Genomic DNA, 13,232 nt, shown 5'->3' with positions numbered 1-13,232 from the left:
CTAGGCCTTGAACGCCTCGTCGTATTTGCGTCGTTTGTCGGGCGACGCCCCGTTGGTTTTGGTTGCCATAGCAGAAGAAATATACGTCCTTCTTCTGTCCGTCATGCCTAGACCACCTCACTTTTTTGCCCTTACCCAACGATTTGTTACCCACGTTGGTACACAAGGCCATTAATCGGAAGAAACCGTTCGATAGTGCTGGGCAGCAATTCCGGGACGCCATCCTATGGCACACTATACTTGAGGATGCTAGCAAAAACACCCGTAGCCTTCTCTACACATACCACTTAATCAGCAATGATGCTTCAGCGTTTGGAGACGGTAAGGCCGGTCTTCATCCGGAGTTGAAGGAGGAAGCAAGGGCCGTGTCACCGACTGCGATTACTTATTACAGTAACATGCATAAGTTCATAACAGCCAATTATAGCCCTATTCAGCATATTACCCACGAATGGCTTGTAAGCAACATAAACACAGGGGAGGTACTCAGTAGGATTGGTGACCGCATCTATAGCAAGACCGACAAGATAATTGAATTCAATAGAGCACACGGCGAAGTATTTACCTATAAGAGTGAATCGGTGTACTTGACATTTGGAACCTTTTCAATTGTGAGTCACGGGGTGTATACTTTCTCGAATGGGAGGGTTGCCGTAATTGTAGACATTATGGGTTCTTGTAAGCATTCAGGGCAGGCTTATGTATTAACCTTCCCATCGGATTTAGCGAACAACACCCTTATAGCGGATACCCTGAAGCAAGTCACTACCCATTTAAGCTATACTGTGGACGTACAATTCGAGCTTCAGAGTGATGGAAGTATTGTATTGGGTGAAGTTGGTGACATGTCACTATCACGTTGGGACTGAAAATATCGAACCCACTATGGTTGGGCTTCTAGGGTGGGTTCTTCGCTCTTATTGATGCTGGTAATGGTTGCGCGGGTTATGATGGTGATGCTGGTGACGTACTTCCCCCAGGGAAGAAATCCGAACGGACGCTGGTGTGGTGGACGATACTGGTAGTGGTTCCGATATTATGTCCTGCGGCAGTCGTGCGGAACCCAGGAGAAAAAGAAAACCCCGGCCGTTTCGGGCTGGGGTTCGACTTCATTCAATTGGGATTAATCTTCCTGTATTTAGGATGTGTCTTCTTTCCATTCACCAGCGAAATGTCTAATCAAAATCACACTTCATTCAATAGCGATTCAATGCGCTATTTGGGTTTCAACGGTTCCGGGGTGATAGTCGGATTCAAGCCGTAGCTGGCTTGAAATGCATTCGTCATGATAGCGTGAACCAGAGTCGCGTCCGACTCTAAGCAAATGATACTATCATGGATGCTTGCTGCCCATATCTTGTAGGGTTGCAGTCTGGCTACGACAGTATCCAGGATGATACGGGCTTCTTCCTTCTGCATTGCTACGGCAAGTTCTGCGTGGTCGGTAAGCTTGTAGTCGTAAATCAACTGGTAGACTTTCGGGAAGGTGTCCCGAAACCACTTGCCGATTTTACTGGATTCGGTATGCTTGTTTTTACAAAAGAAGATGGAAGCGAAGAACTTGGTTTTGAAGTCCCGGCGTTCCCGTTTGGTACGCATGTGGACGTTGTTAGCCTGGGCTACGAATTCGTAGAACTTGCCGCTGGATGTTAGTTCAATGTAGTGCTTAACGTCTCCGGGCAGGTCGTGTGAGTCGTAACGCTTGACCAAGAGCAAAGACAGAAGGAAGGGCTGGGAGTTCGCTATGTCCAGGTTGACCAGGGTTTCTTCCGGATGCTTGACATGGTAGAGGAACGGTCGTAGCTGGCTGCTCAGGTTAGTTAGGATGGTGTATACCCTTGATAGTTTGTCCGGCCGGATGGGAACCTTGATGTTCAGCGTGTGAAGCTTATCAATTGCTATCAGGTTTTTAGAATACGACTTCAAGATGGTACGCATCATGGTCTTGTAAACAGTCAGTGTCGGGTCTTCCTTTTGACCATGTTTGAGGACCTTGGTGAGCTTCTTGAAGCTCGGCAGATGAATCAGTTCGCTGATAGCCATTGCTTCGTCCAGGAGGCCCGTATAGGCTCTATGCTTGACCTTAGTGGTGTCCAGTGTGGCACAGTTGTTCACGATGAAGTCCTGGGTGGCTTCGTAGACGGTTTCGTTGTGCCTGCGTGCTTCCCGGTGGTGGATGCGTAGGTTTTTCATGTCCTTGTGGATACGATTTAGGAACCGGTCCTTCCGAAGTTCAACTTCCATTTTCTCCGTCCATGCGGCAAGCTTGCGGCCGAAGGTTTCCTGCTTGAATATCAACAAGCCGACTGGTTTGCTATCCACTTGTTCGGTGATGCGGTACCCGTAGGACTTCCCGCTTTTCTTGCTGTACATGTTGTCGCATTCGATGGCCCCTGCGGAAAGAAGAGTGTCCAAGACGAACTTCACGTATCGGTTCCCAATCACGTTTGCGAGTACGTCATGGTTGATGGCAACGTAATCACCGGCCCCAATCCGTTTGTTGTACAGGGGTGCCGTGAGGATACGGTTCAGGGTGTAAGCTATTTTATCTTGATGGTCGTCAATCTGACGCTGGGTCCAACCCTGTGAGGTTAGGAAAGCTGAAAGGTTGCTAATGTTTGCGGGTACGAATAGCTGCCTTGTATTGAAGGTAAATTCTTTGGGCACTGAGGCACTGGGTAATGATTCAATTAGTACTACCGGCGTTCCACAACCGGTGGGTAATGTCGAACGGGGTGGAACGCTGCCAGTGTCCATTACCCAAAACGCTGGCAGCCCCGGACACTTCGTTGAGTGTCTATGGGTAAATATTCCTGGATTCTGCGAAATCCGGAATAATTCAATATTTACTTTTAGTAGGTCACCTACACGGCGACATGGTGAACCGCTTTGGCGTCCAGGTACGCTTGGTGAGCTTGCTCTTCGGAGTAGTAGTTACCTAGGTAGTAAAGGTGGTCATCGGCTCGTATGTGGGACACACGCTTGGGCTTCTTATTACTCCACGTTACTCTCTTATACGCAGAGGAACAGTTCTTCCGCTTCGCCATAACCCAGCATATTGCCTTCCGGGTACGCAACACTAATTTGACTTTCACCCACTGGATGTTCTCGGCCCGGTTATCCTCTTTATCCCCGTTGCGGTGTATCCAACGTTTAATTCCGTCCAGGTTGGGAACCCAGTAGGTGGCAACCCGGAACCGACATTGGGTCCCGGCCTCCCGGTTGTAGACCGCCACAATTCGGAACCCCAAAGGAATCAGAGTAGGGGAGAGATAACGGCCAAAGCCATTGTGAAGGCCCTGAACCAGATTACTGATGTCGTAGTTGGGATAGTCGGTGATGGTTTTCCAGAGTTCAAGGCCAGTGTTCATGCAGGGGTGGTTTGGGTTCTAACCAAACATACACGCACTTGGTACCACGGCGAAAGTCAATTTTCGTCTGCAGTACTACCTTCTTACCGGATACGCCCTTCTCTCTTACACTTTTATCACAATCATTGCGTATGTAAAACATTGATAATTAGTGTTTTGAATAGATGGTATTGGCAAGTGTGTGGTCATAATAGGAGAACGATAAAGATAGAGGTGGATGATGAGAGGGTACTACAGAACGGTATGGATGATAGATATAGATAATAAGAGTATGAACAATCGTTGAACTGTACTGAGCTAAAACGTCGAAATGAACGCGCAACGCGAAACTGTGTTCCTTAAACGCGTTTTAAACGCTACACACTCTCTGGTCCGGCTCCGTTCAGTACCCGTAAACTAGCCCAGGGGCTATAGGTTACTCTCATCAAAGATGAATTTGGTTGGCTTGGGTATCCGTTGCGACGGTTCAAGGTCTTTATCCAACCAGACATCCTTTACTTGTTTAACCTTGTTCTTTATCGAAGCTTTCAAGGAAGGTAAGTAGTGGGTCAAAATTGTATATCTGGCTTGAATTTCGTCTTTCTGTGCAGGAACCCAAATCATACTCATAATTATGCTGTACATATTGACTTCAGAAAATATGCCAAGAATCTGGGTTATGTACTTTCCAGCATAGTCCAGGTCCAATAGTAATTCTTCCTCAGTTAACGGAATCCGAAACGTTGTTTTCTTCTTGATGTCGGTACCGAAGTTTGGGTATTTGCTGAAGTTCGGGTAGAAATCAAAAATAGGGTCATTGGCGTGCTTCGGATAACCGCCTTGATGCTTAATCCGATTGGCAGTCATTCGAATTTTATAAATCCTGGGTGTAATGATAGTCCTCAGGTGATTATAATTCCATATTCCTTTCTTGGGTTGAACGTTATGGTCCAACTCCATTAATCTATCAATAGGAAGCCCGAAATCGGCATTCAAATGTTCGAGGTAATCAACGATGTGGTAACCCACAGGCTCTTGCATAGTAGCATATGGCTTACCGGTCGAATGGTTTTTGGTGTACTCAATGAGCATTTCAAGCTTGTGGCTGATAGCAATATAACCCGACATCAAAACTTCTCTGGTGATAGCATGGAAGGAATCTTCAAATATGTATCTTTTACCAAATGTTGCTGCGTAGTCCTTTTTTTGCTGTGATTTATTGTAGCCATCTATAAGCTCATCAACCATTTTTTGAGCGTTGGGGATAGCTGACTCACGATAATAAAGTGCCATTGCATCATATTCCGCTTTAATCTTTCGGGCTATGGCAGCAGTAACTTGTACCGTGAAGAAGGATGGAATTTTTTCTACTGCATGGATATTCTTCTCCAAATCAGCATAATACTGTTCGTGTGTAGCGAATAATCGTTCGAATAAGGTTGGGGTTTCCATTGATTCCAATTGAATATAGAGGAGGTCAGTTTGTTCGATGTCGGTAGTTACAACTCCTGATTGAAGAAGTTCAGAGGCCGGACACCGTGTTCGACACTTGCTTTTGATGCGTAGATACTGAGCGTTTTCATATCCGTATGGCCGCTCTGACCCATAATCTGAGGCAGCGCCCACCCACTTTGGAAAGCGAAGTTTATCCAGGTACGGCGTCCAGTATGGGTTCCCAACAACTCCCAGAACTTGGGCTTCTTACCATCTTCGTTCAGCACTGCCCGCTTGGTGGTCCCGGCGTATTCGTACAGGGTGACTTCCTCTTGGCAGGACGGTAGCATCGAACAGAAGTCCCGCAGGAGTTGTCGGAAGTACCAGTCCTTGACGACTGCGAACTTCCAGTTGTGCCGGTCCAAGATAGCGCGAACCATCGGGGTCACCTGGATAATCACCTTTACTTCCTTCTTATGCGTCTTCTGCGGATATAGCTCCAAGGTCTGGGAACCGTCACGGTGGGTCCGCAGGTATTCACGGAAGTCTCCGTAAATATCGCTGAACCGTAACCCAGTGGCACACATGAAAATCATCTGGTCCTTCATGCGCTCCCAGGCTGGCTGACCAGCATTCTTATACCTTTTTGGAACCCTATATGCAGGTGTGAAGGCCACGAACTCTTCAAGCTGCTTCAAGGAGAAGTATAAGATGTCGTTTTCCAATTTTGGCAGCTTGAACTTGTACTGCTTGTAGCTTAGACTCAGGTTCAAATCGAACTGGAAGTAGTTCATGATTCCCTTCACCTGCGACATTATCTTCTCAATGGTAGAGTTCAGGGAACCCTTGCGGATAAGATGGTCCTGAAAATCGTACAAAACGACTCTGGATACATCTTGAATCCTCAACCCAGGGTTGTAGTCGTTCACTGCCCGGATGACGGACTGGTAGGTGTATACCGTAGCCTGGGCGTGGTCTTGCTTTTGCTCTTGTAGAAACTTCTGGACGTAGACAACAAATAGGTCTTTCTGGTCAGCCTGGACTTGCTCATGGAATTCCTTAGCTTGGGTTTCGTCTCCATCGAACACGGCAGTAGCTTGCGAGTAATCCAGGTCGTACTTCTTGTTATCCTGCAAGGCTTGCCGGGTGGCTTCCTTCACAACGTCAAAGCCTTTGCCGTAGTCCTGGGTATCCAGCAAACCCAGAAAGGCGTCATGAGCTTGTCCTTTGATTTGAAGTAGCCGGTTCCGCTTCTCTTCCAGCTTGCGTTCATCTTCCTCCAATTGAAGTTGCAGGTCTTCGACACTAAGCACGGCTACCTTGGCCTTCTCTCTTTTTTCCGAAAGCTCCACCTGGGACATGAACCGAAGCTTGGCTTCCTGGGCCAACCGGGTGGACTTCACCAGTTCGTATTTGGCCCGAATCATTTCGCGGGTGATGGGGATAACGGCTTCCTCCACCAGGAGGTCATACGCTTGTTGTAAGTCCCGCTTGATGTCCCCAACCAGCTTGTTAACGTGTGTCGCTTCACTCCCCACCACCACACCGTTCCTGAGCTTCTTCGGGTCTATCGATAATCCAACGCTAACGGGTACTTCGACCCGGCCGTGTCTTAGCATCACCCACAGGGGTTGTTCTTTTGACTTGTTTTTGTCCTTGGTCAGGACTGTAATTGTTGCCATCGGGGTGATATTGAGGTTGGTAGTGTGGAGCTTGATGGCAACAAGGTACACTACGAATAGAAAATCTGGTCAGGATATGGTCAGGATTACAGCGGCAATCCGTACCGTTTTACCCCAAATATCCTGACCAGATGGATAGGCAACAAATAATAAAAGCTATAAATAACTGATAGTCAGAGAAAAGAGGAGTAAAAAAGCGGCCGGAAATTTCCGGTCGCCTTTCCACAACCAACTCAACCAACACCAGTGGCACAGAAGACCACTGGCTGTATTAGGAAGAGCTAGTGAAATGCCTATCGGTTGCATATTATTTTCAATAAACTTACTCATTGCTGATAGTCAGTCCATTAAAATGAAAAAGCCCCATTCAAGTGATAATTGAACGGGGCTTTTTTGGATAGCTGCTTCTCTTATTCTGGCAACTCGAAGAGCGGGAGAGGAGCTAGTTGCTTGTACCTACCCCCTAAGCTTTGCAACTCGGCCTGGTGAAGCTGGACGTAATTGTTGAATTTTTTGGCGGCCTGATCATATTTCACCCGATACCCAACCACTTGTCCATCGTACTGGCCAATGGTGTCTAGCGTATTCAGGACGGTGCTGCTAGGGGCGGGGCCGTCGGGGCGAGAGGTCATAGTGCGTAATATCGTCAACAGCGAATCTTGCGCAGTATCATACCGGTCAATTTGGGTTGACTGCATAGTGAGCTGCTGGTAGCGCAGCTTTTTAAGGCGGTTGTTGGCTTGTGTAAGCTGCTGAAGCTGCTGCTTATCCGCTGCCGGCCAGCGCTCTAGCTCGTTCAGTATCTGGTTGGTGGCCGTGATTTTAGCGTCGTCGCTGGCCATCATCTGGGCCCAGCGCGTATCTACGGAGTCGCGCAAAACCTCGAGTTGTTGTTTGGCGGCAGTGGCCGAAGCCGGATCGAGAGCTTTCGGGGTACGGTTGCAGGCGGCCAATGCAGCAAGCAGTAGCACAACCCAAGTAGTTTGTTTAAGCACAGATTTCACGTATAAAAGCAGCTAGTTAGTGAAGCAAGAACAGCAACGGAAAGCGAAGTAAGCGGGTTAACATGATATTTATTTGCCTTAATGCCGGCGTCTAGTAATTCGCTTTGGGCCACAACGCATAGGTAGGGCTTGATAGTGCCCGTGCAACAACTCAGTCTATATATTGGGGGAAACTATGGTAGGAAGCCACTCGTTGTTGCAGCGAGCTGGGAGGAATGATGCGCAAAGATTGTTTCTCTGTTAACTAGCCAAGCGCCTCTACTGGCGCCTGCCTACCTTTGCGGCCCGTCCGAGTTAACTGAGTCAATAGTTAAGTTCGGCTTAAAGCAACGGAATCAGTTTAATCAGCGCCAACCATTGGGTTTATGAGTGACATCACACCTCTCGATAGTGTAGGAGAATTTGGCCTTATCCGCCGCATCCAAGATACCATTACGCTCCGCCAAGCAAGTACCAAGCTCGGTATTGGCGATGATGCCGCTATTTTGGCCCCACCGGCTGGCCATGAGATTGTAGTTAGCACCGACATGCTGGTGGAAGGAGTGCACTTCGACCTTACTTTTTGTCCGCTTAAGCATCTGGGCTACAAGGCGGTAGCCGTCAACGTATCTGATGTGGCGGCTATGAATGCCACCCCTACCCAAATTGTGGTAGCAGTAAGTATTGGGGCTCGGTTTTCGGTGGAAGCAGTGCAGGAACTCTACGACGGAATGCGCCTGGCTTGCGAAGCGTATGATGTAGACATCGTGGGCGGCGACACCACGGCCAGCCGTGGCGGCCTCACCATCAGCATCACGGCCATAGGGCACGTGGCTGCTGGTAAGGCAGTGCGCCGGAGCGGGGCTAGCCCCAACGACCTGATTTGCGTAACCGGCGACCTTGGCGGTGCCTACCTCGGTTTGCAAGTGCTGGAGCGCGAAAAGCAAGCCTGGCAGGCTGACCCCGAAACCCAGCCCGAACTTGGCAAATATCCCTACGTGCTCCAGCGCCAACTTCGCCCTGAAGCCCGCATGGACGTCATTCACGAGCTGCGCGACTTAGGCGTGGAGCCCACCAGCATGATCGATATTTCCGACGGACTGGCTTCGGAAGTGCTGCACCTCTGCCAAGCCAGCGGCACCGGAGCCCGTATATTCTCGGAAAACCTGCCCATTGCTAATCCCACGCTGGAAGTGGCCGAGGAGTTTAACCTCGACCCCATTATGTGCATGCTCAACGGAGGAGAGGATTATGAATTGCTCTTTACCGTTCCGCTCGCTGCCCACGCTCTGCTTAAAAACCATCCGGATATTACCATCATTGGCCACATGGTAGAGAGGAGCGAAGGCACTAACCTCATCACCAAATCTGGTCAGCCCGTGCCACTCCGGGCGCAAGGGTTTAATCATTTTTAAACGGGGGCATAAAAGCCTTTTGTTTGATCCTATCAACCCTGTTTTTTCTAGCCTTTGGGATTGGTAATGGGTATGAAGCGAAGGTCAGTACGTATTTGCTAGAGAAAGGGCAGTTGATACAAGTCCCAGTCGCTAACAAACGTAACAATCGTAAGCACCACAGCGTCGGGTTTTGGCTGAACAACGATATCCACTATCTAAGCTTGGCCAAAGAGCAGTACGATACGGTTGCGGTGGGCGACCTGATACATGTTTTGTACGGTCCTGAAACCGACTATGTAATGTGGCCTACAGATAGTGGTGAAGTCAAAAAACTTCGACAGCAGGTTATGGGCTGCTTTCTTATGGCAGCGGTTTGCGGAGGTTTTTTATTCTGGCATTGGAAACCTAAATCGACTGTATAGACCTAAGGGTCAAGTAAATAACAACAAAGGAAAGGCCATCCGCATGTGGATGGCCTTTCCTTTGTTGTTATTTCGGACTGTGTTGCTTTTAATCTTCGGGGTAAGGGATGTACACGAAATTGGTGAACTCCTTGTCTAGCACGAAGAGGCAGCAGTACTCGTCGGGGTCTTTGTAGGTGGATTGGAAGGCTTCGATTCCCTCCGTGCCAACAATGCCTTGCTGTACGAATAGCTCCAGAAACGAAGCAAACACGTGCCACTCCAAGTTCAACTCGTCGGCATTGACGAGCAGACTACCGAGCGGTACTTCTTGGCGGGCAAAAACGAAGATGGGATATTTAGAAATTTCCATCTTCCGTACTTGGGAGGAGGCTTCTAGTAGCGTATCAGAAACGGTAGCGAAATCCTTGGTGATAGTGCCGAGGTATTTGCCATTCAGTTCAGGGTCGTTGGCGTAGTCCATATACAAAATGTGGTTACCAGCTGATAATGACAACCGTTTGACCTTCTCTGAATTGTTTGACGAAGGAAGTGTCAAAACCAGCTTTATGTTTTTCGTCAACATAAGTTAACATCCGATCAACCTCGTGCTGACGGATTAAACATACATCGTTAACAAAATCGTTGTAGAAAGCGGTTACTACTCCTTTCCGCTGATAAGCTAGGTCCTCTGGGAAGTACACTTCCGCATCAAGTTCTTCATCCTCATAAGCAAAATGTTTCGTGCGTATAAGGTGATGAAAAAAAGGATACAACTCGGGTGAGTCGTCTGCAAGAAGGTAGTCATATTCATTGACTTCACTATTGACTACTCTAGCTAGGGTGATGTCAAGTCCCATAGAATATCAGTGTAGGCCTTACCGCAATTCCAATGCTACCACATTCTCTACGTGGTGGGTGTGTGGGAACATGTCTACGGGCTGCACGCGCGTCACTTTGTAGGCTTCGTCGAGTAGCTCTAAGTCGCGGGCCTGGGTGGCGGGGTTGCAGCTGACGTACACGATGCGGGGGGCACGCATTTCGAGCAGGCGGCGCACAACATCTTCGTGCATACCGGCGCGCGGCGGATCGGTGATGACCACATCGGGGCGACCGTGCTGGGCAATGAAATCGGCGTTGAGCACGTCCTTCATGTCGCCAGCGTAGAACTCGGTATTGGTCACGCCATTGATTTCCGAGTTGATACGGGCATCGGCTACGGCTTGCTCTACGTACTCGACGCCTACTACGTGTCGGGCCTGGCGGGCCACGAAGTTGGCAATGGTGCCGGCGCCGGTGTAGAGGTCATATACTAACTCGTTGCCAGTGAGCTGGGCGAAGTCGCTGGCTACTTTGTAGAGGTTGTAAGCGCCTTCGGAGTTGGTTTGGTAGAACGACTTCGGGCCGACGCGGAAACGCAATCCTTCCATTTCCTCGTGGATGTACGGTTCGCCTTTGTAGCATACTACCTCCAGATCGTGGAAGGTTTCGTTGCCCTTGTCGTTGAGGACGTAGTTGAGGGAGGTAATCTGCGGAAACCGTTCGTACAGATAGTCCAGCAGCGGCTCAATGGCTTGGTGCTGGCGGTAGCACTGCAAAATCACCATGATGTCGCCGGAATTAGCCGTGCGGATAATGAGGTTACGCAACAGGCCAGTTTGCTTGATGATATTGCCGAAGCGCAGATCGTGCTGGCGCGCATAGTTGCGCACCGCCAGCCGGATTTGGTTGCTAGGGTCGGGTTGCAGCCAGCAGTGGTTGACGTCCAGAATCTTGTCGAAGCGGGCGGGCGTGTGGAAGCCAAGCACGCGCCGGTCGTACTCGGTAGTTTCGTCTTTGATCTGCTCTTCCGTCAGCCAGCCCATAAAGCTGAAGGTGTATTCCAGCTTATTGCGGTAGTAGGTCTGAGAAGGCGAGGGCAGGATGGGCTGAATTTCGGGCAGCGCTACTTTGCCAATGCGCTGGAGCGTGTCGGCCACCTGTTGGTGCTTGTACTGGAGCTGGGTATCGTAGCCGATATGCTGCCACTTGCAACCGCCGCACGTACCAAAATGCTCGCAAAACGGCTGCACGCGCCGCTCCGAGTATTTGTGGAAGTGCGTAGGTACAGCTTCCAGGAAGCTCTTTTTGCTGCGGGTAATGCGCAGGTCAACGACGTCGCCGGGGGCTACCTGCGATACAAATACCACGAGGTTTTCAATGCGCACGAGGCATTTGCCCTCGGCGACCATATCTTGAATTTCAACTTCGCGCAAGGCTTGCGCGGGAATGTTTTTAGCAGCTTTATTCACGCGGCAAAGGTAATCACGGATTTAGCCGTATTTCTGGGATTTCACGGATTTTGTCGGGTGGCATATGGCTAACGTTGCTGAGTATACCTGTCCGCTTGGCTAACAGCTTATTACTGTTGGAGTTCATTCATGTATCGGCAATGAAAGTGAATGACCGCTCTAACGCAGGTCTGACTAACAAAAAAGGCACTTCAGATGAAGCGCCTTTTTCAAGCTAACAGCAAGCAGATACCAGTTGTGCGGGTTGAAAAACCGGCTAACTCGGTGGCTTACTTCACTACCTCAAACCAACCTTTGTACGACCGGCCACCCGCTAATTGAAGTTGGTAGTAGTACACGCCAGCCGGCGAATTGGCCCCATCGAAGGTGTTGCGGTAGTTGTTGGTCTTATATACTTCCTTGCCCCAACGGTTGAATACAGTGAGGGTGGTGCCACTATACAATTCCACGTTTTTCACAATAAACTGGTCGTTGAGGCCGTCGCCATTGGGCGTCACCACGTTGTAGAATACCAAGTCGTTGGCAAACTCCACACAGGCTGAGTTGGATGACGAAACCAGCGCACCAGTCGCCGCTATGGCCTGTACCCGGAAGCACTGATCGAAGCCGGCGCTACCGGTCGTGAGCGTGATGCTAGTAGTGGTAGCGGCTACGGTTTGCACCAGTTCCTCGGTGCCGTTGCTGACGCGTCGGAAGACTTGGTAATCTCGCACCGCGAAGCCTACATATGGGCTCCATGTTACGGTCACTTTGCCTTGGTCCCGGCCAGCTCCACCTTCCACAGCGGTAGCCACCGCGCGAATGGTCGTGTGTTGCGTGCTGCTGAGCAAGGTGCCGCAGGCGTTGGTTAGCTCCAAGCGGTATTCGTAGGCGCTGGCATCGGTGTCCACGCCCGTGTCGGTGAAGCTGGTGGCCGTAGTGGCCGAGGTGCCTACCGCCACGAAGGCCCCGGTACTGCCCGCCGGCCGACGCATAATGTTCACGCGGTTGGTGTTGCCGGTGTTGTTGGGCACGTTGAGCGTGAGTGTAACCCGGCGGTCATCTTGCGGCTCGACCGAGGCTACTACCAAGTTAGTGCTAGCATTGTCGGGACGTACCGTGAGCGTGGCGGCGCAGCCGTTGCTGGTCGTTTCCGTTACTTGGATGGTGGCCGGGGTGTTTCCTGCGGGGAAGTCAACGCGGATGGTAGGCGTGTTCTGGCCGCTAACAAGGGTGCCGCCCGTTATCGTCCATTGATAAACTGCGCCCGGCAAGCCAGTACCCACTGTATAGCTGAGGCCGGTACGCGCTTCGGGGCAGTAGCTGGCCGGACCATTTATGGCCAGGGCGGGTACTACGGTGAAGGTCTTGGTATAGAGCGGACCGGGGCAGAGGCTAGCGTTGGTTTCGCGAGCTGTAAGGGTATAAGTGCCTACCGCTGGCGTTGGCAACGTGACGGTGTTGCCGGTGCTGGTGATGGTAGCGTTGTTTAACTGAAAGTGATAAGTGGAAGCAGTTGCGCCGGGCAAAGTAAAGGTCAGGTTGCCACCTGCTGCGCACGCCTGCGCTGGCCCGTTGATAGCCAGATTAGTGGCCGGTGAAGGCCGCACCGTGATGTACAGCGTATCGCTCTGGCCCAAGCAGCGGCCCCCGGCCGGGTTGCTGGATTCCGTCACGACGAGCTTGGCAATACCGGGGCGTGTGAAAGTCACCTG

At 50.4% G+C, this 13,232-nt stretch carries 12 protein-coding genes; 3 read left to right on the top strand and 9 right to left on the bottom strand.

What is annotated here, in order from left to right:
• Nucleotides 1-125 precede the first annotated feature (125 nt).
• On the top strand, nt 126-869 hold the full coding sequence (locus MUN86_RS14935) for a PIN domain-containing protein (RefSeq protein ID WP_245118864.1): 744 nt from the start codon (nt 126-128) through the stop codon (nt 867-869).
• Nucleotides 870-1,215: 346 nt separating this feature from the next.
• On the opposite strand, the gene MUN86_RS14930 is transcribed toward MUN86_RS14935, so the two are convergent.
• The 5 genes from MUN86_RS14930 to MUN86_RS14910 form a co-directional block, all read right to left on the bottom strand.
• Nucleotides 1,216-2,667 (bottom strand): hypothetical protein, encoded by a 1,452-nt coding sequence (locus MUN86_RS14930; protein WP_245118862.1) that lies wholly within the window; start codon nt 2,665-2,667, stop codon nt 1,216-1,218.
• A 197-nt stretch (nt 2,668-2,864) separates the two neighbouring features.
• Nucleotides 2,865-3,371: a hypothetical protein gene (locus MUN86_RS14925; RefSeq protein WP_245118861.1), complete on the bottom strand. Its 507-nt coding sequence runs from the start codon at nt 3,369-3,371 to the stop codon at nt 2,865-2,867.
• 408 nt (nt 3,372-3,779) lie between these two features.
• Nucleotides 3,780-4,802, bottom strand: a complete 1,023-nt coding sequence (locus MUN86_RS14920) for a hypothetical protein (RefSeq protein WP_245118859.1) — start codon at nt 4,800-4,802, stop codon at nt 3,780-3,782.
• Nucleotides 4,803-4,849: 47 nt separating this feature from the next.
• Nucleotides 4,850-6,517, bottom strand: a complete 1,668-nt coding sequence (locus tag MUN86_RS14915) for a phage integrase SAM-like domain-containing protein (RefSeq protein WP_245118858.1) — start codon at nt 6,515-6,517, stop codon at nt 4,850-4,852.
• 359 nt (nt 6,518-6,876) lie between these two features.
• Entirely contained in the window at nt 6,877-7,437 is a 561-nt protein-coding gene (locus tag MUN86_RS14910; RefSeq protein WP_245118856.1) for a DarP family protein, read from the bottom strand.
• A gap of 398 nt (nt 7,438-7,835) precedes the next feature.
• On the opposite strand from MUN86_RS14910, the gene thiL reads away from it, so the two are divergent.
• Together thiL and MUN86_RS14900 are read left to right on the top strand one after the other, a co-directional pair.
• Nucleotides 7,836-8,864 carry a thiamine-phosphate kinase gene (gene thiL / locus MUN86_RS14905; RefSeq protein WP_245118855.1) on the top strand — a complete coding sequence of 343 codons (1,029 nt, stop codon included), beginning with the start codon at nt 7,836-7,838 and terminating at the stop codon, nt 8,862-8,864.
• A 23-nt stretch (nt 8,865-8,887) separates the two neighbouring features.
• Nucleotides 8,888-9,268, top strand: a complete 381-nt coding sequence (locus MUN86_RS14900; RefSeq protein WP_245118854.1) for a hypothetical protein — start codon at nt 8,888-8,890, stop codon at nt 9,266-9,268.
• A gap of 88 nt (nt 9,269-9,356) precedes the next feature.
• Here MUN86_RS14900 and MUN86_RS14895 read toward each other — a convergent pair whose 3' ends face one another.
• The 4 genes from MUN86_RS14895 to MUN86_RS14880 form a co-directional block, all read right to left on the bottom strand.
• Nucleotides 9,357-9,731 (bottom strand): hypothetical protein, encoded by a 375-nt coding sequence (locus MUN86_RS14895; RefSeq protein WP_245118853.1) that lies wholly within the window; start codon nt 9,729-9,731, stop codon nt 9,357-9,359.
• Between the two features lie 13 nt (nt 9,732-9,744).
• Nucleotides 9,745-10,107 (bottom strand): hypothetical protein, encoded by a 363-nt coding sequence (locus MUN86_RS14890; protein ID WP_245118852.1) that lies wholly within the window; start codon nt 10,105-10,107, stop codon nt 9,745-9,747.
• 18 nt (nt 10,108-10,125) lie between these two features.
• Complete coding sequence (gene rlmD, locus MUN86_RS14885) at nt 10,126-11,538, bottom strand: 23S rRNA (uracil(1939)-C(5))-methyltransferase RlmD (protein WP_280640525.1); 1,413 nt, start codon at nt 11,536-11,538, stop codon at nt 10,126-10,128.
• 269 nt (nt 11,539-11,807) lie between these two features.
• Nucleotides 11,808-13,229, bottom strand: coding sequence for a T9SS type B sorting domain-containing protein (locus tag MUN86_RS14880; protein WP_245118851.1), 1,422 nt, complete (start codon nt 13,227-13,229; stop codon nt 11,808-11,810).
• Between the last annotated feature and the right edge of the window lie 3 nt (nt 13,230-13,232).

The organism is Hymenobacter volaticus (assembly GCF_022921055.1).
GTDB lineage: Bacteria > Bacteroidota > Bacteroidia > Cytophagales > Hymenobacteraceae > Hymenobacter > Hymenobacter volaticus.
This window is presented reverse-complemented; position numbering and strand designations above follow the sequence as displayed.